We start from the raw sequence: 26,150 nt of genomic DNA, 5'->3' as shown, positions 1-26,150 counted from the left end.
AAAAAGCCCCGGTCCGCCGGGGCTTTTTCATGTCGCTTGGGCAAGCCTCAGAGGATATTGGCGTAGTCCGCCTCGATCCGATCCAGACTCAGGTGGTTGAGGAAGTTGGAGAAGCACATCCAGGCCGCCAGGGCGTTGAGGTCCTGGAATTGCGCCGGCAGGTACTTGGGCGGTACCACCACGCCTTCGTCCACCAGCTGACGCAGGATGCGCATGTCTTCCAGGGTAGTCTTGCCGCAGAACAGCAGCGGGATCTGCTCCAGCTTGCCCTTGCGCACCGCCAGCTGGATGTAGTTGTAGATCAGGATGAAGCCCTTCAGATAGGACAGGTCCTTGGTGAAGGGCAGCCCCGTCGGCGTCGAGCCGCGAAACACCCGGCTGGCGTTCTGGTAGCCCGATTCCAAGTCGTAGCCCTGCTCCTGGAAGAAGCGGAAGACCTCGAGGAAATCGGCGCCGCCCTCGGCCAGGTGGATGGCGCGGGTGCGATTGGTCAGCTTGCGCAGCCGGGTCGGATAGGAGGCGAAGGCGATCACCTCCATGAGGATCGCCAGGCCTTCCTGGGTCACGGTGGACGACGGCGGGCCCTTGGCCAGAAAGGTGCAGATCGGCTGGTTCTGGCCATTCAGGGTGGTGCCGACGTGTACCAGGCCTTCATGGACCTCCAGAGCGCGGACGTCGCGCTCGTTGAACAGGGCGTCGGCGCGCACCTTGATGTAGTCGGCGCCGGCCGCGGCGTCGGCGACGATGCCGTCGGATTCGAACACCCGGATGGTGCCTTCCGTCTCGCCGAACACCCGGTTGAGCCGCGCCTGCAGGATGGGCACGGCGTCCTTGGCGGTCAGGGTCTTGGGTTCGTCTTCCAGGGCGCCGCGATGGGCGATGTTGTCCAAGTAGCTGGACATCATCATGCCCAGGTCGGCCAGGGTCGGATCGCCGGCGTGGAAGGCATCCGAGGCCGCGCCATAGAGTTCCTGGGAGATCAGGCCGAAGTCCGGGGTGCCGCGCGCCTGCAGCATGCGGATCACCATGCGGTATTCGCGGCACATGCGCCTCATGATCTGGCCGACCGGATTGAACTGGCCGAGCCGGCGGGTGACCTCGCGCTCGATGCTCTGGAATTCGCCCTTGAGCGCATCGCCGTCGAAGCCCAGCGGCCGCCCCTCGTAGAAGGCGCGATCCACCGCCGGCAGGCGCTTGCCCTTGCCCTCCAGGAAGCCCTGGCGCACCCCGTCGTCCCACTTCACCGCATCGAGGATGCGGATCGGCGCCTGGGCCGCGACGATGCGGTCGGACAGCTGGCGAATGGTCTGGTGATAGGGATCGAGAAAGGGCTGGCGGGCATTCATGACGGCAACCGTGCGACGGGCAAGGCTTCAAGGATGGCCGCTGCCGCGTCTTTTGCCTAGGTTGCGCGACATCCGACCTGCCGAGTCGCCCTATTTGGCGAACAGCTGGCTCATGTCCTTGAAGGCCTTGAACTCCAGGGCATTGCCGCAGGGGTCGAAGAGAAACATGGTGGCCTGCTCGCCGACCTGGCCCTGGAAGCGGATATAGGGCTCGATGACGAACTGCGTCTCACGTGCCCGCAGACGGTCGGCCAGGGCTTCCCATTCGTCCCAGCCCAGCACGATGCCGAAGTGCGGCACCGGCACGTTGTGGCCGTCCACGGCGTTGGTATGGGCCTCCTCCTGGGACGCGGTCTTGGGGTGCTCGTGGATCACCAGCTGGTGGCCATAGAAGTCGAAGTCGACCCAGTGGTCGCTGGAGCGACCCTCGGCGAGGCCGAAGACGTCGCCGTAGAAATGCCGGGCGGCGGCCAGGTCGTAGACGGGAATGGCGAGGTGAAAGGGCGACAGGGCCATGGGGGAAATCCTGTTGAGGGGGATGCAGCCATTCTCACCCCAGGTTTTCCTGTGCATGAAGCGCATTTTCCTGCCTCCGAGCGACAAAAATTTTGTTGCTCGACAGCCATCTCGCTACAGTGACCGCACCGGACTGCAGGCCACCCCCATGCTTCGCGAATTCAAGACCCTGCTCGCCGTGGCCCGCCATGGCAGCTTTGCCGCGGCCGGGCTGCACGTGGGCCTCACGCCCTCGGCGGTGAGCGCCCAGATCCGCAACCTTGAGCAGCACCTGGGCGTGCAGCTGTTCGACCGCAATGGCCGCAGCGCCCTGCTCAATGCCGCCGGACGTCGCGCCCTGCCGCTGGCCGAGGAAATGCTCGCCACCTATGCGCGCATGGCCGGCGCCGGCGAGGAGATCCAGGGCGAGTTGCGCATCGGCGCCATCGCCAGCGTCCAGACCGGCCTGCTGCCCGGCACCCTGGTGCGGCTGCGCCAGCAGGCGCCGCGCCTGGAGCCGCGGCTGGTGCCCGGCGTCTCGCTGGCCCTGCTCAGCCAGGTGGATGCCGGCGAACTGGATCTGGCCGTCCTCATCCGCCCGCCCTTCGAACTGCCCAAGGAACTGCACGCCACCACCCTGCTGCAGGAACCCTTCGTGCTCATCGCCCCGCCGGACCTGCCCGGCGACGATCCGCGCCTGCTGCTGGAAACCCAGCCCTTCATCCGCTACGACCGCCACTCCTTTGGCGGGCGGCGGGTCAGCGCCTTTCTGCGCGAGCAGCGCCTGGCGGTGCGCCAGGTGCTCGAACTCGACGAACTCGATGCCATCGTCAAGATGGTCGAGCACGGCCTGGGCGTGGCCCTGGTGCCCTGCGCCGGCCTCTGGCTGGAGCATCCGCGGGTGCGGCGGCTGTCCCTGGGCGCCCTTACCTTCCATCGTGAATTGCAGGTCATCGCCCGCCATGCGGGGCGTGACCTGCCAGCCGTGGCACTGTTTCGCCGCTGCCTGACCGAAGCCGTGTCAGAGCCTGATTAAAGTCTCGCGAGCTAGAGACAAACAAGGCCTGGGCGGCCCCGCGAAAATAGCTGAGGAAGCGGATCGGACCCGCGCTCGGGTTTACGAGTGGTAAATGAGCATTCCGACGGGGCTGGCCTTCCAGGCCATTTTCAACGCAGTTTGGCCGACGCGCAGCAGATTTTGATCAGGCTCTTAGAACAGCTGCACCAGCAGCCAGTACAGTGAAGCGGACAGCGCCATGGCCACCGGCAGGGTGAGCACCCAGGCCAGCAGCAGATTGCGCACCGTCGCCCACTGCAGTCCGGAACCGTTGGCGGCCATGGTCCCGGCCACCCCGGACGAGAGCACATGGGTGGTGGAGACCGGCAGGCCGAAGGCGTCCGCCGCGCCGATGGTGCCCATGGCCACCAGCTCCGCCGAGGCGCCCTGGGCATAGGTCAGGTGGGTCTTGCCGATACGCTCGCCGACCGTGATGACGATGCGCCGCCAGCCGACCAGGGTGCCCAGGCCCAGGGCGATGGCCACCGCCACCTTGACCCACAGCGGGATGAAACGGGTGGCCTGGTCGATCTGCCGCTTGAATTCCCGGAGATCCTCCTGCGCCTTGGGCGCCAGCCCCGGCAGGTGCTCCTTTTCCAGCAGGCGGATGGATTCCGAAGCCAGGTACATGGCGTTGCGCACGTTGGGCATGCTTTGCGCCGGGACGTTGTTGAGGGCGCCGTACTGGCGCACCTCGCGGGCGATGTCGTCGGTGATGGCCGCGAGCGCAGGCAGCACCTCGGGATTGCTCTGCCGCTTGCGCACGAACTCCAACAGCACCCCATGGGGATCGGCCGGCGCGGCCTGGGGCGCCGCCTGGCGCAGTCCGCTGGCGGTGACCTCGGCCACGGCGGCGAAGGCCGGCGTCGCGGTGGCGGGTACCGCTCGATTGAGCGCATAGGCGGTCGGCAGGGCACCGACCAGGATCAGCATGATCAGCCCCATGCCCTTCTGGCCATCGTTGGAGCCGTGGGCGAAGGACACCCCGGTGCAGGTCAGGATCAGCAGGCCGCGGATCCACGGCGGCGGCGGCTCGGCGCTTTTCGGCTCCTGGTAGAGCGTCTGGTCGCGCACGATCCGCTTGAGCAGCACCAGCAGCAGCGCCGCGCAGACGAAGCCGATCAGCGGCGAGAACAGCAGCGCATAGCCGACCTTGGCCACCTGGCCCCAGTCCACCCCGCTACTGCCATCCAGGCCGCCCAACCAGGCGTGCATCAGGCCGACGCCGATGATGGAGCCGATCAGGGTATGGGACGAGGACGCCGGCAAGCCCAGCCACCAGGTGCCGAGATTCCAGATGATGGCGGCGATCAGCAGGGCGAAGATCATGGCGAAGCCCTTGCCCGCGCCCATCTCAACCACCAGGTCCACCGGCAACAGGGCGATGACGCTGAAGGCCACCGCGCCACTGGAGAACAGCACCCCGAGGAAGTTGCAGAAGCCGGACCAGAGCACCGCCGCATTGGGCGGCAGCGAGTGGGTGTAGATGACCGTGGCCACGGCGTTGGCGGTGTCGTGGAAGCCGTTGACGAATTCGAAGCCGAGGGCGATCACCAGCGCCAGCGCGAGGCCAGCGAAGGGCAACCAGGTGGTGGGCGGGGACTGGGTATCGCTGACGTCGTTGTGGATACCGCCGAGGGTCACCGCCAGACCGGTCAGCAGCAGCACGATGAACAGCACGATCCGCAGCGGACCGGGTTTGCGTGAACTGTGCAGGGGATGGGACAGCGGCGACAGGGAAGCGGCTGGACTGGACGAAGGCATTGGGGCGAACTCCGACACGGGATCCACCCACCCTGCGCTGCCGGCATGACGTTTTTACGTCAGCCAGATGGCCAGACGACGGATGACCGCCGCGGGCTTTTTTTTCAACAGAGACCCGGCCTGCTAGGCTGGGGGCTTTGCCCGAGGATCGCGTCGATGTCCCCCCGCTGGCTGCTCTGCCCTGTCTTGCTGCTGCCCCTTGTCTCTGGCGCCCTGGCCGCCACGGAGCCTTCACCGCGCAGTTGCGCCCAGGAAATCGGGCGGCAGCCGGCCCAGGCCCTGGCCACCCGCTGCCGGGCGCTCTCCCCCGCCACCCATCCGCCGTGCAACGCCGCCAACAGCTGCGCCCTGATGCAGGACGAGATCGCCCGCAGCTGCGCCCTGTACGGCGATGGCGAAGCGGCCAAGGAGCCGGGTTGCGGTCCGCTGCCCAGCAGCGCCGAGGCGGCGGCCGCCGTGGTCCAGCGCTACTACCGGGCACTGGATGCGCGGGACTACGGCACCGCCTGGCAGCAGTGGGGCCTGGACGGCCAGCCTGGCAACAGCTACGAGAAATTCCGCCAGGGCTATGCCAGGACCCGCGGCGTGCAGGTGACCCTCGGCCAACCGGGCCCGGTCGAGGGGGCGGCCGATTCGAGCCATGTCAGCATCCCGGTGACGGTCAGGGCGCGCCTGGTCGACGGCACCCGCCAGACCTTCAGCGGCCACTATCAACTACGCCGGGTCAACGACGTCGACGGCGCCTCGGCCGAGCAGCGCCGCTGGCACCTGGAAGGTGCGCAGCTGAAGGCCGAGCGCTAGTCCGGTCCGATCTGCCGCAGCTGGGACAGCCGGCTGCGCGTCCGTGACATGTCGGCGATGTCGCTGTCGGCCAGGGTTTCGTCGAGGGGCGCGGCGCTGACCAGGAACAGCGCCAGGCGCCGGTCGTAGAGCACATCCACCAGATTGATGAACCGCTGCCGGGCGGCGGGACTGGCGTCGCGCAGCGGCGGCACGGCGTCCAGCAGCCAGCGCTGCCAGGTTTCGCTCAGGGTCAGGTAGTCGAGGACCGCGGTGGGGCCTTCGCAAAGATCGGCGAAGCTGAAGTGCAGCAGCCCATCCGCGGCGCTGACGGCAGGCAGGCTGCGATGCCCGACTGGTACCTCCACGCGTGTCTGCGCCAGCGGCGGCAATCCCAGCGCCTGGCGCTGCGCCGGAGTGCCAGGCCAGAGATAGGCGCCGACGCCGAAGGGATCGGGCTCGGCGGGACTGGAGCCGCGATAGTCCTGGGGACCGGCCACCGAGAGGATGTCCATGCGCGTCTCGATCAGCCTGATCGCCGGCAGGAAGCGCTCGTGGTAGAGGGGATTGGGCAGCAACCCCTCGGGCGGATAGTTGGAGGTGGTGATAAGCACCACGCCGCGGCTGAACAAGGCCTTGAACAGCCGGGTGATGAGCATGGCGTCGCCGATGTCATGCACATGGAATTCATCGAAGCAGAGCAGTCGGCAACCGTCGAGCAGTTCGTCCAGGCTGGCGGCCAGGGCATCACCGCCGGGCGGCTGGCGAAACATCCGCTCGTGCAGTTCGCGAAAGAAGGCATGGAAGTGCACCCGGCGCTTCTCGGCGAATGGCAGGGCGGCGAAGAAGCCGTCGAGCAGAAAGCTCTTGCCACGGCCTACCGGCCCCCAGAGATAGAGACTGCGTGGCGCCTGGCGGCGGAACAGCCGCGGACGCAGCAACTCGTCGGCAAGCTGGGCGAAACGGTCGATGGCGGCCTGTTGCGCGGCATCCAGGGTGTAGCCACGGGCTTGGGCGAGCTGGGCGAAGTGTGCCAGCACCTGCTGGGCGGGCGAAGGAGACGTCATGCAGGCGGCCAGCCGAGAAAGATAGGGCGCTAATGAAGCTACAGCCGTCGCTGCCGGTCAAGACCGGCAGCGACGGTGCACTCAGGCCGCGGCGATGAACAGGCAGAGGCAGCAGAACATGCCGCCGGCCCAGACCAGCGAGCGGCGGGTGGCATGATCGCGGATGTATAGCCAGGTGTAGGCGATACGGCTGAGCAGGAAGAGAAAAGCCCAGAAGTTGATGGTGCCCTGCTCGGCGCCACCGGTGACGTGGGCGACGATCACCGCGGCGGCGAACAGCGGATTGATCTCGAAGGCGTTCTGCTGGGCGGCGTTGGCCCGGGCCCGGGCCCCTTCCAGCTTGCCGAGAAAGCTGCGCGGATCCCGGTTGTCCTCGGGCGTGAAGCCGCTGCCCTTGAACTTGGCGTAGTAGGCCGCGCCATAGGGCACGAGGTAGACGAGGAAGATGCACCAGTAGGCGAAGGTCATGTCGGCGTCCCTGGAAGTGTGAGGGTTCGCCTATCTGACCCGCCCGACCGGGAAAAATCCACTCCGCTTCAGGCAGGCGTGCGGCTGTGGGTCCAGCGCGCCATGAGTGCGGTGGCCACCGCGCAGAGTGCCAATACCGCGCACATGGGCACCACGGTGCCATTGTGCAGCGCGCCCACGCTGCTGGAGGCCAGCGCTGCGAGGATGAATTGCAGACTGCCCATCAGCGCCGAGGCACTGCCGGCATTGGCGCCCTGCCCGGCCAGGGCGCAGGCCGAGGCGTTGGGCACGATGCCGCCGAGCAGGGCGATGGCGCAGAACAGCGGGATCATCAGCACCGGCAGCGCCTTGGGCTGGAAGGCCCCGACCAGCAACAGGATCAGCCCCGCCGCGGCATAGGCGACCACCGCGCGGCGCAACCAGAAGGCCGGTCCCTGGCGGACCACCAGGCGGGCATTGAGCTGCCCGAGCAGGATGAAGCCGGCGGCGTTGAGGCCGAAGACCCAGCCGTAGTGCTCGGGCGCGACGCCATAGAGCTCGATCAGCACGAAGGGCGAACCGGAGATGTAGGCGAACATCCCGGCCATGGCGATGCCGCCGGTCAGGGTGTGGCCGATGAAGGTGCGATCGCGCAGCAGCCGCAGGTAGTTGCGCAGGGCACCTCGCAGCGGCGGCCGCGGATGATGCGCCGGCAGGGATTCGGGCAGCCACAGCGCCACCGCGGTGCCGCAGGCGGCGGCGAACAGCGCCAGGCTGACGAAGATCGCCTGCCAGCCAAAGGTGCTGAGCAGCAGACTGCCGGCGAAGGGCGCGATGATGGGCGCGATGCCGGTCACCAGCATGATCTGCGAAAAGGCCCGCGCCGCGGCCATCGGCTCGCAGAGATCCCGTACCACGGCCCGCGCGATCACCATGCCGGCGCAGCCGCCCAGGGCCTGGACGAAACGCGCGGCGATCAGCCAGGGCAGGCTGGGCGCCAGGGCGCAGCCCAGCGACGCCAGGCAGAACAGGCCGATGCCGATCAGCAGCGGCAGGCGGCGGCCGAAGCGGTCCGCCAGGGGGCCATAGAACAGCTGGCCGCTGGCGAGACCGGCGAAATACACCGCCAGACTCAGCTGCACGTGTTCGATATCGGTGGCGAACGACCGGGCCAGCGACGGGAAGCTGGGCAGGTACATGTCGATGGCGAAGGGGGCGAAGGCCGAGAGGGCCCCGAGAATCAACAATAAGCGAAAGGTCATGAAGCCTGATCCGATGGAAGCGGAAGTGTCACGCAGTTACATACAATCATGTTTGTAAAAGCGGCGAGGCGCGCTAGACTGCGTGGCAGACCCACTGCCAGTCAGATCGCCCATGCGTCGTACGAAAGAAGAAGCCGAACAGACCCGCCAAGCCATTCTCGATGCGGCGGAAGCCCTGTTCCTGACCAATGGCGTGGCGCGTACCAGCTTGGAAATGATCGCCCGCGAATGCGGCGTCACCCGGGGTGCAGTGTACTGGCATTTCCAGAACAAGGCCCACCTGTTCCACGAAATGCTTAGCCAGATAAGGATCCCGGCCGACGAACTGACCGAGCGCCTGCGCGTCGACGGCGAGGAAGACAGCCTGCAACGGCTGTTCAAACTGTGCATCGAAGGCATGACGAAATTCACCCAGCCCGGCCGGGAGCAACGGGTGATGACCATCATGCTGCACCGCTGCGAATTCACCGAGGAACTGCGCGAGGCCGAGGAGCGCGATCTGCAGTTCCTGCGGCAGTTCATCCGCATCACCGACGCCCTCTTCACCGCCCAGGCGCATCGCCTGCAGCCGGGCGTGACGCCGCAGTTGGCCAGCCGGATGCTGCACAGCCTGTTTCTCGGCACCCTCTCGGATCTGCTGCGCGACGAACAGACCTTCGCCCCGCTGCTGGCCGCCGATCAGGTGTTCACCACCTTCTTCCGCGCCATCGTGCGCGACTGGGTTCAGTCGCCGACGGTATAGCCCGCCTGCTCGATGGCCGCGCGAAAGGGCGCAGCCACCTCGGCGCTGTCGATGCGCACCTCGCCCGCCTGCAGATCCACCTCCACCCGGGCGCGATTGTCCACCTTGAGGACTGCGGCCTCGATGGCGCTCACGCAGTGGGCGCAACTCATTCCGATCACCTTGATGACATGCATGGTCTGCTCCTGTCTGTCTTGACCTCTCTCTCCTGACGCCAGCGCCAGGACCGGGTTCCAGTGTTGACCTTGACCCGAGGTCAAGGTCAACACTGTTATCAGGAGGTGCCCATGCACGAATTCGAACTCTCCATCAGCGGCATGACCTGCGCGACCTGCGCCGGTCGGGTCGAGCGCGCCCTGCAGAAGGTCCCGGCGGTCAGCGCGGCCGGCGTCAACCTGGCCAGCGAAAAGGCCCGCGTCAGCGCACCGGGCGACGCGGCGCCGGCGCTGGCCGAAGCCGTCACCGCCGCCGGCTACCGGGTAGCCGAGGCCGAGCATGACCTGGCGCTGTCCGGCATGAGCTGCGCCAACTGCGCCGGGCGGATCGAAAAGGTCCTGCGTGCCGTGCCCGGGGTGCTGGCCGCCGAAGTCAACCTGGCCAGCGAAAAAGCGCGGGTCAGGACCCTGGCCGCGGTCGACACCCACACCCTGATCGCCGCGGTGGAAGGCGCCGGCTACGGCGCCCAGGATCGCCGCGCCGAAGACGAGCGTTCAGCCCCGGCGCGGCAGGGGGTGCCCTGGGAGCATCTCGAATTGACCCTGGCGCTGCTGCTGACCGCACCGCTGATCCTGCCCATGCTGCTGGCGCCCTTCGGCTGGCACCTGATGCCGCCCGCCTGGCTGCAATTCCTGCTGGCGACGCCGGTGCAGTTCATCGTCGGCGCGCGCTTCTATCGCGGTGCCTGGCATGCCCTGCGCGCCCGCAGCGGCAACATGGATGTGCTGGTCGCCCTGGGCACCAGCGCCGCCTATGGGCTGAGCCTCTATCTCTGGCTGGTCAAGGACAGCCCCCATCTCTATTTCGAGACGGCGGCCATGGTCATCGCCCTGGTGCGCCTGGGCAAATACCTGGAGACCCGCGCCAAGCGCCGCACCGGCGCGACCTTGCGCGCCCTGGAAGCCCTGCGCCCGGAAAGCGCCCGGCGCCTGGATGCGGCCGGCCAGGAAGAAGAGGTCGCCCTGAATCGCCTGCGCTTGGGCGACCGCCTGCAGCTGCGCCCGGGCGAGCGCATCCCCGCCGACGGCCGCATCCTGCAGGGCGAAAGCCAGGTGGACGAAGCCCTGCTCACCGGCGAAAGCCGCCCGGTCGCCAAGGGCCCCGGTGACGAGGTGGTGGGGGGCGCCATCAACGGCGAGGGCAATCTGCAGATCGAGGTCACCGCCCTGGGTGGCGAGACGGTGCTGGCCGGCATCATCCGCCTGGTGGAAGACGCCCAGGCCACCAAGGCGCCCATCCAGCAGCTGGTGGATCGGATCAGCCGGGTGTTCGTGCCGGTGGTGGTGAGCCTGGCCCTGGTCACCCTGCTCGGCTGGCTGCTGAGCGGCCACCCCCTGGAGCCCAGTCTGCTCGCGGCCGTAGCGGTGCTGGTCATCGCCTGCCCCTGTGCCCTGGGACTGGCCACCCCCGCCGCCCTCATGGCCGGTACCGGGGTGGCGGCGCGTCACGGCATCCTGATCAAGGACGCCGAGACCCTGGAGCGTGCCCAGGGCATCACCACCGTGGTCTTCGACAAGACCGGCACCCTGACCGCCGGCCAGTTGCGCCTCTGCCAGCTGGCCACGGCCCCCGGCATCGAGGAAGCCGACTTGCTGAGCCTGGCCGGCAGCCTGCAACGCGGCAGCGAGCATCCCCTGGCCGCGGCGGTGCTGCGGGCTTGTCGTGACCGCGGCCTGGACACCCCACCCGCCCAAGACATCCGCGCCCTGCCCGGTCGTGGCCTCCAGGGCAGCTGGCAGGGTCGCGCCTTGTTGCTGGGCAATGCGCGGCTCCTGACCGAACGACAGCTGGACGCCGGCCCCCTGGTCGAGGCCGCTCGCGCCTGGGAAGACCAGGGGCTGACCCTGTCCTGGCTGCTGGAAGGCGGCGGCCAGCCGCGGGTGCTGGGGCTGCTGGCCTTTGGCGATGCGCTGCGCCCGGGTGCTGCCGCGGCCATCGCCCAGCTACGCCGCGACGGCATCGACAGCTGGCTGCTGACCGGTGACAACCGTGGCAGCGCCCGCCAGGTGGCCGCGGCCCTGGGCATCACCCAGTGGGAGGCCGAGGTGCTGCCCGCCGACAAGGCGGCCCTGGTGGCCCGGCTGCAGGCGACCCGGGGCGGCGTGGCCATGGTCGGCGACGGCCTCAACGATGCCCCGGCGCTGGCCGCCGCCGAACTGGGCATCGCCATGGGCTCGGGCACCGCCGCCGCGCGCCACGCGGCCGGCATCACCCTCTTGCAGGAGGACCCGCGCCAGGTCGTCGCGGCGCTGGACATCGCCCGCCGCACCCAACGCAAGATCCGCCAGAATCTGTTCTGGGCCTTCATCTACAATGTCATCGGCCTGCCGCTGGCCGCCCTGGGTCTGCTCGACCCGGTCTATGCCGGCGCCGCCATGGCCTTTTCCAGCGTCAGTGTCCTGGCCAATGCCCTGCTGCTCGGCCGCTGGCGCCCGTCCGGAGACCTCCCCTCATGAACATCGGTCAGGCCGCCAAGGCCAGCGGGCTCACCGCCAAGATGCTGCGCTACTACGAGCGGATCGGCCTGCTGGCCCCCGCCGGACGGACCGACAGCGGCTATCGCCAGTACGGCGCCGAAGACCTGCGGGTGCTGGCCTTCGTCCGCCGTTCGCGGGAGCTGGGCTTCAGTCTGGAAGAGATCCGCCAGTTGCTCAGCCTCTGGCAGGACAGGCAACGCGCCAGTGCCGACGTCAAGGCGCTGGCCAAGCGGCACATCGCCGAGCTGGATCTGAAGATCGCCGAACTGACCCGCCTGCGCAGCACCCTCGGCGAGCTGGTCTCCTGCTGCCATGGCGACGCCAGCCCCGAGTGTCCGATCCTCGATACCCTCGGCGGCTGACGCAACCGCCGAGGGCTCGCGGGGTCCATCTTTCTATCTCCCCGCTGCCGAGGTCGAGTCCATGCATACCCTGCACCACTACCAGATCAGTTACCGTTTCAACGGCGAACCCCTCACTCACGAGCTGGAGAGCTTCGAGCCGGTCACCGAAGAGGAAGCCGTACTGCAGCTGCTGATCAAGCACGTCGAGGAACCCCAGGTGGTGGTCGATGCGCCCTGGGAACGCCATGCTCAGCCGAGCATCGCCCGGCGCGCCCAGGAAGCCGGGCTGAGCGACATCGAGGTCAGCCAGCGGGACTGACGGCCGGCCCGGGCGGGTAGCTTTGCGCTATAATTCCGCGCTTTTGCCCCCTTCGCCGGAGACCTTCATGACCCTGCCTCGCCTGCGCCTCAAAGCCAATGCCGACCGCCGTCTGCGCGCCGGGCACCTCTGGGTGTACAGCAACGAGGTGGACGTCGTCGCCACCCCGCTGACCGCCTTCGAGCCGGGCGATCAGGCCATCCTGGAAACCACCAGCGGCAAGCCGCTGGGCCTGGTGGCGCTGTCGCCCAACAACCTGATCTGCGCCCGCCTGTTCTCCCGCGACACCGGCTACCTGCTGGACAAGTCGCTGCTGGTGCACCGCTTCAAGGTCGCCCTGAGCCTGCGCGAGCGGCTGTTCGGCAGCCACTGCTATCGCCTGGTCTATGGCGATTCGGATTTCCTGCCGGGTCTGGTGGTGGATCGCTTCAACGACATCCTGGTGGTGCAGATCGCCTCGGCGACCATGGAGCGCCAGCGCGACGCCATCCTGGCCGCCCTGCTGCAGGTGTTCAAGCCTCACGGCGTGCTGTGGAAGAACGACGGCAGCGCCCGCGCGGCCGAGGGCCTTTCCAGCTACGTGGAAGTGGCCTATGGCGAGGTCCCCGACTGGGTGGCGCTGGAAGAGAACGGCGTGCGTTTCGAGGCGCCGGTGCGCGAAGGCCAGAAGACCGGCTGGTTCTATGACCACCGCCTGAATCGGGCGCGCCTGGCGCCCTATGTCCAAGGCAAGCGGGTGCTCGACCTGTTCAGCTACATCGGCGGCTGGGGCGTGCAGGCCGCGGCCTTTGGCGCCAGTGAGGTCATGTGCGTGGATGCCTCGGGCTTCGCCCTCGACGGCGTGGAGCGCAATGCCACCCTCAACGGCCTGGCGGAAAGGCTGGTCTGCGTCGAAGGCGATGTCTTCGAGGCGCTCAAGGAACTCAAGGCCGGCGAAGAGAAATTCGACGTCATCGTGGCCGACCCGCCGGCCTTCATCAAGAAGCGCAAGGACCTTAAGAACGGCGAAGCCGCCTATCGTCGCCTCAACGAACAGGCCATGCGGCTGCTGAACAAGGACGGCATCCTGGTCAGTGCCTCCTGTTCCATGCACCTGCCCGAAGACGACCTGCAGAACATCCTGCTCGGCAGCGCCCGTCATCTGGACCGCAACCTGCAGATCCTCGAACGCGGTGCCCAGGGCCCGGATCACCCGGTACACCCGGCGATCCCGGAGACCCGCTACATCAAGAGCCTCACCTGCCGGCTGCTGCCCAGCTAAGGCGCCAGGCAAAAAGAAAGCCGGACCACGTCCGGCTTTTTCTTGCGTGTTCGACTGTCAGCTCAAGGCACGAATCAACTCGTCCTTCTTCATCCGCGAACGACCACGAATATCCTGCTCGGCGGCCTTCTTCACCAGTTCGTCGCGGGTCATGTCGCTGAGCGAGGTGCTGCCGCTGCGCGAACGCCGTGCCGAGGCCCGCCCGCTGTTGGGCGACTGGCCCTGCTTGGTGGCCACCGCCCGCCGCGCGGAGTCCTTGCGATCCGCGCGCTTGGCGGTCCCGCTCTTGCTCTTGCCGGAGCCCGCCTTTTCACCACCGCCGGACTGCTTGTTCACCGTCGCCCAGGCCCGCGCTTCGGCTTCCTCCTTGGAGACGCCCTTTTTCTCGTAGCTCTCCTCGATGTGCTCGGCCTTGCGTTCCTGTTTGTCGCTGTACTTGGACTTGTCGCCGCGGGGCATGGCAGTCTCCTGGCTAGTCTTCCGCCTTGATGGTGGCCACATCGGCTGCCTTCACCCGTACATGACGACCCGCCACGTCGGTGAATTCATAGAAGCCGTCGGCCGTCTTGGTGTTGGGACGATCTTCGGTGATGTACTGGGTACCGTCCTGCAGGGTCACCACCGTCTCGGTGGAACAGGCCGTCAGCCCCAGCAGGGTCAGGGCCAGCAATCCACCGCTTAGCAGGCGCTTCATGGCGCTTCCGGCGAGACGCGATGGATGGACACATCGTGCAGCGCCACCAGCGCCTGACCGGACTCGATATCGGCCAGGTGGAAGCGCTCGTCGTTGATCGCATCCAGGTGCCGGCAGGCCAGTTCGCGGACCACGTCGGTGATGGGTACGTCGAGATTGCTGATACGGTCGGTATAGCTTTCGCCCAGCAACTTGTAGTGGATTTCGTATTGGCTATCGGTGTCGTCACGCATGAGAGGTCTCCGCGAAAAGGCTGCCCGACTCGGGTTATTTCTATAGAGCCCGGGCAACCAGAGCGGTTCTTTTCCGCCCGTCAGACGCCGCCGAACGGTCGTCTGTCAAGTACCGCGAACCCGCTCTAGCGCAAGAGTTCAACGCCCTGCGCGCATCTGCTGCAACAGGGTGCTGCACTGGGCGCCCTGCTCGTTGCTCGGCGCCACCAGTGCCAGCAGACCGGCGGCCGGCGCCGCGAAGGTGGCGAGCAGTGCCGCCGCCGCGCCGCGGGCCGCCAGCGGCAGCGCCTTCACCCCTGGCGATGGATTCTTCAGGGTACCGCGCACATAGAGCGGCGAGCGCAGCGAGAAGATGCGCAGGCCCTTGCTGTGGGGATCGACGGTGAGATCCAGTCGTTCGCTCGCCAGGTTGATGGTGCCGGTGATGTTGATCAGGGCGTTCTCGGTGTCGAGCACGAAGACCTGGGGCTGCACCAGGCCCTTCTTGAAATCGAGATCGGCGACCGCGCAGTTGATCTCCACCTCGTCATCGCCGAACAGCCGATCGACCAGATAGTTGCCGACGTTGAGTCCGGCGAGCTCCATCAGGCTGCGGCTGATGCGGCCGTCGTTCATCAGCAGCTTGAGTTCGCCGTTGCTGGTGCCGAGCAACGCCGCCACCGAGTTGCCGGTGCCACTCAGGGTGGCATCGCCATTGAGTTCGCCCATGCTGCGCTTCATGGTCTCCACGGTGGGGAACAGCTGGTTCAACTTGACCCGGCGCACATGCAGATCGACCCGCCCCTGCAGGGGCGTCTTGTCGCCTTCCAGGCGCACCGTGGTGTTCAGATCACCCCCGGCCACGCCGAAACGCAGGGGGTCGAGCAGCAGCACGCCATCGGTCAGGCGCACGTGGGTGTTGAGATCGGTGATCGGCAGCTGCGCGTTCTGCACGATGCGCTTGCCAGTGAAACGCACGTCCGCATCCATGGCGCGCCAGCGCTCGGTGCGGAATTCGGAGACCGGCAGGGCCTTGTCCGCCGGCTGCTTGCTGGTTTCGCCCTTGGCCGCCTGCTGTTCCTTGGTATCGGCGCCGATCAGCGGCGCCAGGTCCTCGAACAGCAGCTGATCGGAGCGCAGGGTGCCACTGAGCTTGGGCCGTGGCTTGCCGCCGGTGAACAGCACCTCGCCGTGCAGGTCGCTCTTGCCGACCCGGCCATTGAAGTCTTCGTAGCTGAAGCGCGCGCCCGCCGGATCGTTGAGCTTGACCGTGAGATGGCCATCGGTGGCATAGGGCGCCGTCTCCGGCAGGGTGACCCCGGTCAGCGGATAGAGCTGCGCCAGGCTCTTGCCTTCCAGCACCAGGTGCAGATCCAGGGCGCCCAGGCGCCGCGGATCGGTCAGGGTGCCAAAGACCTGGGCACGGGTCTCGCCGGCGCGGGCATCGAGCTGGATGGGGAAAGGCACATCGGCGTCCTGCAGCGCCAGCAGTCCGCCGATCTGGCCACGGCCACTGACCGGCACCTGCTTGTAGCTGCCTTCCACCGCCAGGGCGAACTGGAAGGGCTGGGTCTGCTTGACGTGGGAGCGCTGGCGCGAGGTGCCCTGCTTGCCCACCAGGTCGGCATAGGCGATGGGGGCGTCCAGGGAGGTGATCCGCGCGCGCAGCCGGGTGGCGGTCTGGGCATCGTCGAAGCCGACCTGGCCGGCGTCGAAGCCGATGGTGCCGATGTCCACGGTCCAGGCCGAGGGTTCGGCCTTGGGGTCCTTCTCCGCGGTCTCGAAGGTCCAGCTGTTGCGGCCATCGGCCAGCCGCTGGGCATTGACCACCGGCCCCGTGAGGTCGATGCGCGGGATATAGATCTGCTTGGCCAAGAGCGCCAGCGGCGAGATCCGCAGCTGCACCCGGTCGAGGTGAACGAAGGTCTTTTCCTTGGCCCAGTCCGGATTGCCCAGGGTCAGGTCTTCGGCGGCGATGTGCGGCCAGGGAATCCAGGCGCGCCAGCCGCCCTGATCCGGCTCGCGGTGCCAGACCACGCCCAGGTTGCCCTCGATGGCGAAGGGGCGGTGCAAGGCGCTCGACACCTGCTCGTTAATGGTCGGCTTGAGCCGATTCCAGTCGAAGGTGGCGAGCACCACCACCAGCACTACGAGCAGCAGCAGGATGATTCCCAGCAGCCAGGCGAGGATCTTGCGTGGGCGCGTCATGGCCGCCTCCTTGGATTTCCGTTCCCTCTTGGGTCTGCTCAGCGCAGCGGGGTTCCCTGGATAGACATCATGTCTTGCGCTGACGCAGTGCCAGCAGCGCCACCGCCACCCCGATCAGGGTCAGCAGCAGCAGGCTGCCGCGCAGGCCCACCTGCCCCGCCACGGCGCCGATCAGCGGCGGACCGAGCAGAAAGCCGAGATAGCCGGCCGTGGCGGTCATGGCGATGCCGGCAGCCGGTGTCTCGGCCACCTGGCCGGCGGCGCTGAAGGCCGCCGGTACCACATTGGACAGGCCCAGGCCGACCAGGGCGAAGCCGAGGATCGCGGTCCCGGGCGCCGGCAGGAGGACCGCCAGGGCCAGCCCCAGGGTCGCCAGCAGGGCGCCGCCTACGATCACCCGAGGACCGCCGAAGCGGCCGCGGATGCCGTCGCCGAACAGCCGGCCCACCAGCATGGTCAGCGAAAAGGCCGCATAGCCCAGGGTGGCCACCACCGGACTCGCCCCGCCCACCTGGCCCAGGTAGACGGCGCTCCAGTCGGTCATGGCGCCTTCCAGCATCAGGCAGCCCAGCGCGATCAGCCCCAGTGCCAGCACTCGCCGATCTGGCAGGCGCAGGGCATGACTGACCGGACTGCGATCGCCTTCGTCCAGCGCCAGGGCGGCGGGCAGGGCCAGCACCAGCGCCACCAGGGCGGCGGCCAGCAGTACCGCCAGTGCCGAGGCGCCCAGGTGCAGCACCAGCGCCCCCAGGCCGGCGCCGAGAAAGCCACCCAGGCTGAAGGCGGCATGGAAGGACGACATCAGCGGACCGTTCCAGCGGCTTTCGACATCGCTGGCATGGGCGTTCATGGCCACGTCGATCAATCCGTTGCAAGCGCCGAGCAATAGTGCGCAGGGCAGCAGCCAGCCCAGCGACGGCGCCACCCCGGGCCCGCTCAGCACCAGCACGAAGGTCAGGATGCCCAGGCGGGTCAGGCGGCCGGTCCCTCCCAGGCGCGGCACCAGCACCCCGGCGAAGGGCATGGTCAGCAGGGCGCCGAGGGCGACCGCCAACAGCACCAGACTCAGCTGGCCGTCGCCCAGCAGCAGATCGCGCTTGAGTTCGGGAATGGCCGCCGCCCAGCCGCCGATCCCGCAGCCGTTGGCGAGAAAGACGGTAAAGGTGGCGCGGCGCTGGCGACGCAAAACGGCGGAAGTCATGGCGATCCTTGGGTGAGCGGGCTAGCGGTCGCTGGCGAGCGAATGCAATTGCAGCCCGGCGTCACGATAGGGTTGCAGACGCTCCTCGCTCAGCCCCGGTTCCAGCACCAGGTGGTTCAGCTGATCGAGGCGGAGCACGTGATAGAAGGCCACGCTGTCGAGCTTTTCGGCGGTCACCGCGACGGCGACCTGACCGCTCTGCTCGGCCACGGCCACCTTGAATTCGGCTTCTTCCAGGTCGAAGCCGGTCACCCCGGTTTCCACCGCCAGGGCGCAGGTCCCGAGAAAGGCCAGATCGGCGCGCACGCCGCGCAGATCGCGCAGCGCCCGGGCACCCAGGCAGGCACCCGATTCCGGCGCGGCCAGGCCGCCGATCATCAGCACCCGGATGCCCGGGCGCTGCAGCAGCGCCGCGGCGATCACCGGCGCATTGGTGGCCACGGTCAGGTCGAGATCCGTGGGCAGCGCCTGGGCGATGGCCAGATTGGTCGAGCCGGCATCCAGCAACAGCAGTTGCCCGCGCTGCACCAGCCTGGCCGCGGCCAGGCCCAGCGCCTGCTTGGCCGCCTCGTCCTGGCCGATACGCGCCGGCAGCGCCTCCGGTGGCGTCAGCAGCGAGAGCGCCCCGCCATACACCCGGCGGCACAGCCCCTGGCGGGCCAGCTCACGCAGGTCGCGACGCACGCTGTCTTCGGAAATGCCCCAGGTCGCGGCCAACTCGGCGGACAGGACCCGGCCCTGTTCGCGCAGCAGGGCCAGGATCGCGGCCTGGCGTTCTTCGGGAAGGTGAATGGCAGTCATGGCTGATACTCCAGGAGGATCAGCAGATCATGCACAATCATTTACGAACGTGCAACATCATGCACTGGATGACATCTTGCTCCTGGCATCCAGCCAGCGGCCGCCAAAGACGTTGATCAGCAGGCCGAGCATGACCGCCACGCCACCCACCTCCTGCTGGAGGGTCATCTGCTCACCGAGCAACACGGCGGCCGAGGTCAGCCCCACCACCGGCACCAGCAGGGAAAAGGGCGCCACCTGGCCAGCCGGATAGCGTGACAGCAGCCGACTCCAGATGCCGTAGCCGACCAGGGTGGCGATAAAGGCCAGGTAGACGATGGCGAAGATCGAACCGGCCGACAGCGAGGTCAGCGCCGTGGCGATCTGCTCGGGACCTTCCAGTAGCAGCGACAGGACGAAAAAGGGAATGGGCGGAATCAGGCTGCCCCAGACCACCAGGCCGAGCATGTCCACCTTGCCGATCTTCTTGGTGACGATATTGCCCAGTCCCCACATGGCCGCCGCTGCCAGGGTCAGCAGGAAGCCGGCCAGGGTCATGGTGACGCCATGCTCGGTACCGATCAGCAGCAGGCCCAGCGCCGCCACCAGCAGCCCGACCAGGCTCGCCCGGCGCACCTTCTCACCGAGAAAGGTCGCCGCGAATGCCAGGGTGAAGAAGGCCTGGGCCTGCAAGACCAGCGAGGCCAGCCCCGCCGGCATGCCCACGTACATGGCCGAGAACAGGAAGGCGAATTGACCCAGGGAAATGGTCAGGCCGTAGGCCAGCAGCAGTCGCCAGGACACCTGGGGACGCCGCACGAAGAGGATGGCCGGAAAGGCCGCCAGGCAGAATCTCAGGGTGCCCAGCAGCATGGGCGGCACGCCATGCAGGCCGAGCTTGATGACGACGAAGTTCACCCCCCAGGCCAGAATGACGACCAGTGCCAGCAACAGATCCCGGGGTGCCATCGACAACTCCTTGAACGCATTCAGATAGTTAGGCGGCTACCCTACTCCTTTGCGCCCGCGCTGCGGCGTCACAGTTGCACACAAATTCGGCCAGTCACTCTGCATGAAAAGAAAAACCGCAGCCTGGGCTGCGGTTCGTCGGGATCAGGCGCTGCGCTTGTCACGCAGGGGGTCATGACCCCAGTTCATCAGCGACTTGCGCCAGCGCGAGTCTTCGATGTCGCCGTCCGGTCGCTGCTTGAGGTGGCGATGCACATAGCCGATGACCTTGCGCATGGCCTTGTAGTCGTCGTCTTCCAGCTCGGCCTGGCGCTTGCCCTTGAGCTCGAGGATGCGCTCACCCATGGCATGACCGACCGCCTTGCCGTCGTTGGCGGCCTTGACCTTCTTGCCACCCTTGGTCATGCCCACGCCCTTGCTGGTGTCACCGCTGAGCCATTTGCGCAGCTGACTCGGGGTCATGTTGACCACCTGCTTGAACTCGCTGCGGACCTCTTTCTTGTCGTCTTTCTTGTCGTCGTTGGAAGCCTTCTTGGTGCTCATTTTTCACCTGCCTTTTGCAACGCCTTCACCAGTTCGTCTTTCTTCATGCGCGACCGGCCCCGCACCTCGCGACGCGCCGCACGCTTCATCAGCTCGTCCTTGGTCAGACCGGCCAGGCCCGACTCACGCGCCGCCGCCGTCTTGCGCGCCACGTCGGCCGGCTGCTTGGAATGCTGCTTGCCGCGGCGCGTGTCACGGCGCTTCTTGGCGGTGGTGCGCTGGTACTCTTCCTTGCTCAGGGAGTCGCGGGCCTTTTCCGGCAGATAGCGCTCGCCGGTCTCCTCGGACTTCTTGCCGGAGCGGGTATCCCACTTCTCGTCGGTCCACTGCTGCAGATGATTGTCCTTGCCCTTGCCGCCCTGGTATTCACCACCGCGCTTCTGGTACTCCTGAGAGGCCAGCTGCGCCTTGCGCGCCGACCACTGACCGGGCTTGCCGCCCTTGTCGCCCTCGGTAATCTCTTTCTTCACCTTTTCCCAGAGTTCGGGATCGCTCTTCTTGGCCGTCGCACTCATGGCTCACCTCAGGTTGGGGGTCACTGCAGTCGCTGTCTCTAGGATGACTGTCCAACCGAAACGGGGGTTCGCGCCAGGCGACGAATGCCCCTACCCTGCGTCTTCCGGTATCCAGAGAAAGCCATGTCCCTCGCCACCCTGCTCCGCCGTCGCCTGATCCCGCTGCTCTTCGTCACCCTGCTGGTCGGGGTCGGGGTCCCCTATGGCTGCTCGGAACTGGCCTATCGCGAACGCCAGTGGGTGTTCAGCATCGAGCCGGGCAATGCCAGCTGGTTCACCGGCGTGCCGGAAGGCGTCCGCCAGTTCAACCTGCCGGTGCCGGACGGCCTGACCGGCACCGACTACCTGCACGCCTGGTGGTGGCCCGCCCGCCGTCCGGACGCCCCCACCCTGCTCTATCTGCACGGCACCCGCTGGAATCTCACCGCCCAGGTCCGGCGCATCGCCACCCTGCGGCAACTCGGCTATTCGGTGCTGGCCATCGACTATCGCGGCTTTGGCGAAAGTCCTGGCGACGTGCCCTCCGAACGCAGCGTCTACCAGGACGCCCGGGTCGCCTGGAAGCACCTGCAGAGCCTGCAGCCGGATCCCCGCAAGAGATACATCTACGGCCACTCACTGGGCGGCGCCGTGGCGGTGGACCTGGCCTGGCGCATCGGCCGCGACGGGGATCCCACCGGCGACTACCCCGCCGCGGCCGGTCTGATCATCGAATCCACCTTCACCACCCTGGCCGATGCCGCCTCGGCGGTGGTCGACACCCGCTTTCCCCTGCGCTGGCTGATGTCGGAGAAATTCGATTCCCTGGACAAGATCCCGGACATCCATATCCCGGTGCTCATCGTCCACGGCAGCGACGATCGCTATGTCCCTCCCCGCTTCAGCGAAGCCCTCTATGCGGCGGCCCGGCCGCCCAAGCGCCTGCTGCTGATCCCCGGCGGGACCCACTCCAACAGCATGGTGATAGGCACGCGCGACTATGCCGCCGCCTTGCGCGAGCTGTTCGGCGGCGCGCACCTGAGTGAAGCGGAAAAGGAGCAATCATCGACGGGAGGCTAGAGACTTTCTGAAAGGCATCGACGGCGCTGATAGTCACTATCTCGCCAGTCTATTTTTTTCGAGCGGTCCTGCTCGGGATACTGAACTCACTCCAGCACAGTTTCCCCAGAGGACACCATCATGAACCTGCGTATCGCCTTCGGTTTCGCCCTGACCGCCCTGGCCCTGAACACCTTCGCCCAGGACTTCGCCTTCACCCCCAGCGCCGCCACCCAGGTCGCCGAGGAATCCAGCCAGCGCCCGCTGGGCCAGCTGATCAAGCAACAGCAGCAGCGCCTGCAGCAGCGCACCCTGGCCGAAGAGTCCAGCCTGCGTCCCCTGGGTGAAGTCATCAAGCAGCAGCAACGCGAGGTGCAGGAACGCCGGATCGCCGAGGAATCCAGCCTGCGCCCCCTGGGCCAGGTAATCGAAGGCCAGCAACAGCGCCTCGGTGACGATACGGTGGCCGAAGAATCCAGCCAGCGTCCCATGGGTCGGCTGATCGACCGTCAGCAGCATCGCCTGCAGGATGACGCCCTGGCCGAAAACGGTTCGGCCCAGACCCTCGACCGCCTGATCAAGGCCGGCCAGACCCGCCAGGCCTGAGTCCTAGCCGTCCCTTCCTGCCCGGCCTTGCGCCGGGCTCGCTCAGTGGCTCTTCTCGCTACCCGGCCCGATACTGGCCGGCGCCTCCACCACCAGCTCCTGCGGCACCTCGTCGATGCGCGGATCCAGTGCCGCTGCCATCGGACTCACCGTATCCGGCATGGCCACGTGATGTAGCGGCGCCTCGTCCAGCCGGTGTTCGCCACTGACGAAGCGGGGCTGCACGAAGACGATCAAAATCACGGCATAGGCCGAGGTCAGCACATAGAAGGTGCCCGGGCCGAAATGCTCCATGGCCGCACCGGCCAGCAGCGGCCCGATACAGGCACCCACGCCATAGGTGGTCAGCAGCATCGCCGACAATTCCACGCGCCGCTCGGGTTCGACATGGTCGTTGGCAAAGGCCGTCGCCAGCGGATAGAGGGTGAACAGCAGCATGCCCGAGACGAAGCCCGCGGCCAGCAGCCAGGGATAGGGCAAGGTGATCAGTCCCCACAGCGGTACCGCCGCCAGGCACAGCAACACCGCATTGGCGCGGATCAGCTTGCAGCGATCGAGGCGATCCGACAGCCAGCCCAGCGGCCACTGGGCGCAGAACCCCGCGACAATGCACAGCCCCACATAGAAGCTCGATTGCGCCGTATCCAGGCCACTGCGACTGGCGAACACCGGCGCCAGGCCATAGAAGCCCCCCACCAGCAGCCCCGCGGTAAAGATGGTCACCAGCGACTGGGGCACCCGCTGCCAGAAGAAACGGATCTCCAGCGGTGCCGCCACCAGCTTGGCCGGGTGCACCCGCCGGGTCATGGCCAGGGGAATCAGGCAGGAGGCGAAGCAGATGGCCACCAGCAGCAGCGGCTTGTAGTCGAGTTGCGGATGCCAGGCCAGCAGCGCCTGGCCGATCACCAGCCCCAGGTCCACCGCCACCATGTAGCCGGCGAACACCTTGCCACGCTGGTGATTTTCCGCCTGCTCGTTGAGCCAGCTCTCGATCACCATGTACTGATTCATCATCACCACGCCCATGACGAATCTGAGCGCGATCCAGACGTTCAGGTCATCGATCAGGGCATGGATGAGCACGGTGACCGTTGCCGCACCGGCGCAGGCCACATAGGAGCGGATATGGCCGACACTGGCGATCAGTCGATGGCCGAACTTGCCGCCGCACACCAGCCCGAAGTAATAGGCCGCCATCAGGGCGCCGGTCCACAGGTCCCCCGCCCCCTGCTCGGTCAGTCGCAGACCGATATAGGTGGTGAAGAGACCGGAGCCGGCCAGCATCAGGAGGGTGGCGAAATAGAGCGCAGGAAAGGTAACGAGAGGGCTGAACATCAGGGATCACATGAAGAGAAACGAAAAAGCCGGAGCGGAGCAGCGGTGCTGAGCGTCGGGATGGGGGAAGGGAAAGCTGTCGAATGCAGGTATGCCGGACTACTCCGGCTCTTGCCGCCGATTGGTCTCGGTACGCTGGCGCTGCCGCCACTGGTCCAGATAGACCACCTGGCCATGCTCGGGCTTGGCCTGATAGGCAGGCGCCGAAGCCACTACCGAATCGGCCGTCGGGCGTTCGACCTCGGGTACCACGAAGGGGGCGAATTCGACCTTGGCCAGGGTCTTGCCGAACAGGGCCAGAGAGGCGTCGAGCCGCTCCTCCCCCGTCACGGTGAATTCGAAGGAAAACAGTCGCGCCAGGCGCTTGCGTCCCTTGGCATCGGCCAGCCAGCGAAAGCGCGAGAAAGCCACGGCGCCATCGAGCAGCAGCACCTTGCGCCGACGACACTCCTGCTCGGCCAGCAGCAGCGCGCGCTCGCGAATGCCATGGGCATGCCAGAACCACAGACCAATGCCGACCGCGCCCAGCAACAGGCAGAGATTACCTAGCGTCAGCATCTTCGCTCCTCATCGAAGGGTACCGCCGTCACTGACGCCGCGCAGCGTCACCAGATGCCGTCTCGTTCAACAGGCGAATGTTCTCACGCTCGCCTTTGTACAGCGCCAGAGGGGCGATTTCCTTACCCAGCAACGGCACCTGCTGTTGGTGCCATATGTAGTAGAAAACGTTCAGTACCACCAATAGCAGAAACAACCAACGCATCATTCGTTCTCGAGCGGACACGCCAAAGCCAATCCAGCAAACACCATATCGGGCACGATCCGCGCGCCCGGAACGACATGTTTGACCAGTTCCGCGTCACCCCCGGTCAGAAAGATCTCGCACCCTTCGGCGAACATTTCCTGAGCCAGTTCGTACTGGGTACGGACGAAACCCTTGAGCATGTACAGACACCCACGCTCCACGGCCTCGATGGTCGTGCGTCCCGGCGCCTCGTAGCGTTCACCACTGGCCCAATGTGGATCGTAGCGGATCCGACGGGTATGGGTCTGCAGTTCCCGACGCATCAACGGAATCCCCGGACAGATGAACCCTCCCTGATGCTCGCCCTGGGCATCGACCAGATCCGCGGTGACCGCCGTCCCCAGGTCCAGGACCACGCAGGCCTTGCCCTCGGCCAACTGCACCGCGGCCAGGATCACCAGCCAGCGATCCATGCCCAGACGCTGATGGTCACGATAGCCATTGCGCACGCCATTCCATACCTCGACCGGCAGGGCCTGGTGACAGGCGATGCCAAAGGTGGCGGTGAGCCGCTCCTTGAGCTGCTGGGTCTCTTCGTCGCTGCGCACGCTGACCAGCCGGCAGGCCGCCAGGGCAGGACTGTCCGACTGGGAAAGCGCCGCGATCAGGGCGTCGTCGCTGTCGACGATGCCGGTATCCACCACCTCGGCACCGGCCGCGAGAAGGCGCCACTTGATGAGGCTGTTACCGCAATCGAGTTCAAGAATCATGATCTAGGCTCAGGCTCAATTCGCCACCGCTGAATGCCTGCGTCTGACCGTCTACATGCATGAGAATAGCCCCATCTTCGGCAACTCCTGCCACTGTGCCCTGGATACAGCGAACCCCCGAAGAAAGGGTTACCGCTCGACCTTGCCAGCCATGATAACGCTCCCACTCGCTGCGCAGGGCGGCGAATCCGGACCGGCGATGAATCTGCCACAGACTGTCGATTTCCCGGAGCAGCAGGCTGGCGACCTGGTTGCGGTCCTGCAGACCGCCCAAGGCCTCGGCCATGGAGATCCACGGCTGATCGATGTTGTCAGCGAGGCGCATGTTGACGTTGATGCCGATACCGATGATGGCCTGGCAGACGTCCTGCGGATCACCCGATAACTCGATGAGGATGCCGGCCAGCTTGCGCCCCCGGACCAGGACGTCGTTGGGCCACTTCAGGCAGGCGTCCTCGACGCCCAGCTGTTGCAGGGTACGGATCACCGCCAGGCCCATGGTCAGGCTCAGGGCCTGCAGTTTCTGGATCCCGCCCGGGCTGGAGACCACGGCGGTGAGATAGAGATTCTTGCCATAGGGGCTGACCCAGGCGCGGCCACGACGACCACGACCGGCCTGCTGATGCTCAGCCAGCAAGGCGAATGGCGGTTGCTGCTGAGGCAGACGGCGTTGCGCCTCGGCATTGGTGGAGTCTATGGAGGCCAGGACCGTTACCGGCCAACCGCCCTCCTGCGCGATCCGCTCGGCATCGAGCAGCGACAGGGGCTCCTCCAGGCGGTAACCCCGTCCCGGAACCTTGAACACCTCGACGCCCAAGTCATCTTCCAGCGTCTTCAGCCGCTTCCAGATGGCACTTCTGGAGACGCCCAAGGCTTCACCAAGCTCGACGCCGGAATGAAATTTTCCATCACTCAGCAGTTTCAGCAACGGCATCCCGAACTCCGTTCGACTTTCTT

Annotated in this window: 30 protein-coding genes; 9 read left to right on the top strand and 21 right to left on the bottom strand. The window is 66.8% G+C overall.

Features of this window, described 5'->3' with window-relative positions; genetic code table 11:
- Window positions 1-47: 47 nt before the first annotated feature.
- Window positions 48-1,346, bottom strand: a complete 1,299-nt coding sequence (locus DBY63_RS23635; protein WP_108582965.1) for a flavohemoglobin expression-modulating QEGLA motif protein — start codon at window positions 1,344-1,346, stop codon at window positions 48-50.
- A gap of 90 nt (window positions 1,347-1,436) precedes the next feature.
- The gene (locus DBY63_RS23630) at window positions 1,437-1,862 is read right to left on the bottom strand and encodes a VOC family protein (protein ID WP_027599066.1); all 426 of its coding nucleotides are present in this window, start codon (window positions 1,860-1,862) and stop codon (window positions 1,437-1,439) included.
- 148 nt (window positions 1,863-2,010) lie between these two features.
- On the opposite strand from DBY63_RS23630, the gene DBY63_RS23625 reads away from it, so the two are divergent.
- Window positions 2,011-2,877, top strand: a complete 867-nt coding sequence (locus tag DBY63_RS23625) for a LysR family transcriptional regulator (protein ID WP_108582966.1) — start codon at window positions 2,011-2,013, stop codon at window positions 2,875-2,877.
- A gap of 174 nt (window positions 2,878-3,051) precedes the next feature.
- Here DBY63_RS23625 and DBY63_RS23620 read toward each other — a convergent pair whose 3' ends face one another.
- Window positions 3,052-4,662 carry an inorganic phosphate transporter gene (locus DBY63_RS23620; RefSeq protein ID WP_042138251.1) on the bottom strand — a complete coding sequence of 537 codons (1,611 nt, stop codon included), beginning with the start codon at window positions 4,660-4,662 and terminating at the stop codon, window positions 3,052-3,054.
- A gap of 156 nt (window positions 4,663-4,818) precedes the next feature.
- Between DBY63_RS23620 and DBY63_RS23615 the strand changes: the two genes are divergently transcribed.
- Complete coding sequence (locus DBY63_RS23615) at window positions 4,819-5,463, top strand: hypothetical protein (protein ID WP_108582967.1); 645 nt, start codon at window positions 4,819-4,821, stop codon at window positions 5,461-5,463.
- Here the strand turns inward: DBY63_RS23615 and zapE are convergent.
- From zapE to DBY63_RS23600, 3 genes are all read right to left on the bottom strand, one after another.
- Complete coding sequence (zapE, locus tag DBY63_RS23610; protein ID WP_108582968.1) at window positions 5,460-6,509, bottom strand: cell division protein ZapE; 1,050 nt, start codon at window positions 6,507-6,509, stop codon at window positions 5,460-5,462. The two genes, DBY63_RS23615 and zapE, sit on opposite strands and share 4 nt — an antisense overlap.
- Window positions 6,510-6,590: 81 nt before the next feature.
- Window positions 6,591-6,977, bottom strand: coding sequence for an MAPEG family protein (locus tag DBY63_RS23605; protein ID WP_007162589.1), 387 nt, complete (start codon window positions 6,975-6,977; stop codon window positions 6,591-6,593).
- A 68-nt stretch (window positions 6,978-7,045) separates the two neighbouring features.
- Window positions 7,046-8,218 carry a multidrug effflux MFS transporter gene (locus tag DBY63_RS23600; RefSeq protein WP_027601344.1) on the bottom strand — a complete coding sequence of 391 codons (1,173 nt, stop codon included), beginning with the start codon at window positions 8,216-8,218 and terminating at the stop codon, window positions 7,046-7,048.
- A 112-nt stretch (window positions 8,219-8,330) separates the two neighbouring features.
- Here DBY63_RS23600 and DBY63_RS23595 point away from each other — a divergent pair, with 112 nt between their 5' ends.
- Entirely contained in the window at window positions 8,331-8,960 is a 630-nt protein-coding gene (locus DBY63_RS23595; protein ID WP_027599073.1) for a TetR family transcriptional regulator, read from the top strand.
- On the opposite strand, the gene DBY63_RS23590 is transcribed toward DBY63_RS23595, so the two are convergent.
- Window positions 8,942-9,136, bottom strand: a complete 195-nt coding sequence (locus DBY63_RS23590; RefSeq protein WP_027599074.1) for a cation transporter — start codon at window positions 9,134-9,136, stop codon at window positions 8,942-8,944. The two genes, DBY63_RS23595 and DBY63_RS23590, sit on opposite strands and share 19 nt — an antisense overlap.
- A gap of 111 nt (window positions 9,137-9,247) precedes the next feature.
- On the opposite strand from DBY63_RS23590, the gene DBY63_RS23585 reads away from it, so the two are divergent.
- The 4 genes from DBY63_RS23585 to DBY63_RS23570 all read left to right on the top strand — a co-directional run bounded on the left by DBY63_RS23585 (window position 9,248) and on the right by DBY63_RS23570 (window position 13,577).
- Entirely contained in the window at window positions 9,248-11,632 is a 2,385-nt protein-coding gene (locus DBY63_RS23585; protein WP_108582969.1) for a heavy metal translocating P-type ATPase, read from the top strand.
- Window positions 11,629-12,015, top strand: coding sequence for a Cu(I)-responsive transcriptional regulator (cueR, locus tag DBY63_RS23580; RefSeq protein WP_007162594.1), 387 nt, complete (start codon window positions 11,629-11,631; stop codon window positions 12,013-12,015). Before DBY63_RS23585 ends, cueR begins: the two co-directional genes overlap by 4 nt.
- A gap of 61 nt (window positions 12,016-12,076) precedes the next feature.
- Window positions 12,077-12,316 (top strand): hypothetical protein, encoded by a 240-nt coding sequence (locus DBY63_RS23575; protein ID WP_027599076.1) that lies wholly within the window; start codon window positions 12,077-12,079, stop codon window positions 12,314-12,316.
- A 67-nt stretch (window positions 12,317-12,383) separates the two neighbouring features.
- Window positions 12,384-13,577 (top strand): class I SAM-dependent rRNA methyltransferase, encoded by a 1,194-nt coding sequence (locus DBY63_RS23570; RefSeq protein ID WP_077171738.1) that lies wholly within the window; start codon window positions 12,384-12,386, stop codon window positions 13,575-13,577.
- Between the two features lie 57 nt (window positions 13,578-13,634).
- Here the strand turns inward: DBY63_RS23570 and DBY63_RS23565 are convergent, their stop codons facing one another.
- From DBY63_RS23565 to DBY63_RS23525, 9 genes are all read right to left on the bottom strand, one after another.
- Window positions 13,635-14,036 (bottom strand): Rho termination factor N-terminal domain-containing protein, encoded by a 402-nt coding sequence (locus DBY63_RS23565; protein WP_027601347.1) that lies wholly within the window; start codon window positions 14,034-14,036, stop codon window positions 13,635-13,637.
- Between the two features lie 13 nt (window positions 14,037-14,049).
- Window positions 14,050-14,271, bottom strand: coding sequence for a YgdI/YgdR family lipoprotein (locus DBY63_RS23560; RefSeq protein ID WP_042138265.1), 222 nt, complete (start codon window positions 14,269-14,271; stop codon window positions 14,050-14,052).
- Window positions 14,268-14,504 (bottom strand): hypothetical protein, encoded by a 237-nt coding sequence (locus DBY63_RS23555; protein ID WP_007162599.1) that lies wholly within the window; start codon window positions 14,502-14,504, stop codon window positions 14,268-14,270. Before DBY63_RS23555 ends, DBY63_RS23560 begins: the two co-directional genes overlap by 4 nt.
- Before the next feature lie 138 nt (window positions 14,505-14,642).
- Window positions 14,643-16,691, bottom strand: a complete 2,049-nt coding sequence (locus tag DBY63_RS23550; RefSeq protein WP_007162600.1) for an AsmA family protein — start codon at window positions 16,689-16,691, stop codon at window positions 14,643-14,645.
- A 67-nt stretch (window positions 16,692-16,758) separates the two neighbouring features.
- On the bottom strand, window positions 16,759-17,892 hold the full coding sequence (locus DBY63_RS23545; protein WP_074585000.1) for an MFS transporter: 1,134 nt from the start codon (window positions 17,890-17,892) through the stop codon (window positions 16,759-16,761).
- A gap of 21 nt (window positions 17,893-17,913) precedes the next feature.
- The gene (locus DBY63_RS23540; protein ID WP_027599082.1) at window positions 17,914-18,693 is read right to left on the bottom strand and encodes a DeoR/GlpR family DNA-binding transcription regulator; all 780 of its coding nucleotides are present in this window, start codon (window positions 18,691-18,693) and stop codon (window positions 17,914-17,916) included.
- A gap of 57 nt (window positions 18,694-18,750) precedes the next feature.
- Window positions 18,751-19,641 (bottom strand): EamA family transporter, encoded by an 891-nt coding sequence (locus DBY63_RS23535; RefSeq protein ID WP_027601352.1) that lies wholly within the window; start codon window positions 19,639-19,641, stop codon window positions 18,751-18,753.
- A 144-nt stretch (window positions 19,642-19,785) separates the two neighbouring features.
- A complete protein-coding gene (locus DBY63_RS23530; RefSeq protein ID WP_007162604.1) occupies window positions 19,786-20,184 on the bottom strand; it encodes a DUF3140 domain-containing protein in 399 nt (132 codons plus the stop codon).
- Window positions 20,181-20,699 carry a hypothetical protein gene (locus DBY63_RS23525; protein ID WP_007162605.1) on the bottom strand — a complete coding sequence of 173 codons (519 nt, stop codon included), beginning with the start codon at window positions 20,697-20,699 and terminating at the stop codon, window positions 20,181-20,183. The genes DBY63_RS23530 and DBY63_RS23525 overlap by 4 nt, the downstream gene beginning before the upstream one ends.
- 123 nt (window positions 20,700-20,822) lie before the next feature.
- Here DBY63_RS23525 and DBY63_RS23520 point away from each other — a divergent pair, with 123 nt between their 5' ends.
- On the top strand, window positions 20,823-21,758 hold the full coding sequence (locus tag DBY63_RS23520) for an alpha/beta fold hydrolase (protein ID WP_108582970.1): 936 nt from the start codon (window positions 20,823-20,825) through the stop codon (window positions 21,756-21,758).
- A gap of 120 nt (window positions 21,759-21,878) precedes the next feature.
- Window positions 21,879-22,343: a hypothetical protein gene (locus tag DBY63_RS23515; protein WP_108582971.1), complete on the top strand. Its 465-nt coding sequence runs from the start codon at window positions 21,879-21,881 to the stop codon at window positions 22,341-22,343.
- Window positions 22,344-22,385: 42 nt separating this feature from the next.
- On the opposite strand, the gene DBY63_RS23510 is transcribed toward DBY63_RS23515, so the two are convergent.
- From DBY63_RS23510 to birA, 5 genes are all read right to left on the bottom strand, one after another.
- Complete coding sequence (locus tag DBY63_RS23510; RefSeq protein ID WP_007162608.1) at window positions 22,386-23,678, bottom strand: MFS transporter; 1,293 nt, start codon at window positions 23,676-23,678, stop codon at window positions 22,386-22,388.
- A 99-nt stretch (window positions 23,679-23,777) separates the two neighbouring features.
- Window positions 23,778-24,236, bottom strand: a complete 459-nt coding sequence (locus DBY63_RS23505; RefSeq protein WP_027599086.1) for a DUF3301 domain-containing protein — start codon at window positions 24,234-24,236, stop codon at window positions 23,778-23,780.
- Window positions 24,237-24,264: 28 nt separating this feature from the next.
- Entirely contained in the window at window positions 24,265-24,444 is a 180-nt protein-coding gene (locus DBY63_RS23500) for a hypothetical protein (protein WP_037006863.1), read from the bottom strand.
- Window positions 24,441-25,193 carry a type III pantothenate kinase gene (locus DBY63_RS23495; RefSeq protein ID WP_027599087.1) on the bottom strand — a complete coding sequence of 251 codons (753 nt, stop codon included), beginning with the start codon at window positions 25,191-25,193 and terminating at the stop codon, window positions 24,441-24,443. Before DBY63_RS23495 ends, DBY63_RS23500 begins: the two co-directional genes overlap by 4 nt.
- A complete protein-coding gene (birA, locus tag DBY63_RS23490) occupies window positions 25,183-26,127 on the bottom strand; it encodes a bifunctional biotin--[acetyl-CoA-carboxylase] ligase/biotin operon repressor BirA (protein WP_027601356.1) in 945 nt (314 codons plus the stop codon). Before birA ends, DBY63_RS23495 begins: the two co-directional genes overlap by 11 nt.
- Window positions 26,128-26,150 lie beyond the last annotated feature (23 nt).

Source organism: Pseudomonas sp. RIT411 (assembly GCF_003057735.2).
GTDB lineage: Bacteria > Pseudomonadota > Gammaproteobacteria > Pseudomonadales > Pseudomonadaceae > Chryseomonas > Chryseomonas oryzihabitans.
The sequence above is the reverse complement of the archived record's forward strand: the minus strand, read 5'-3'. Positions and strand labels throughout refer to the sequence as shown.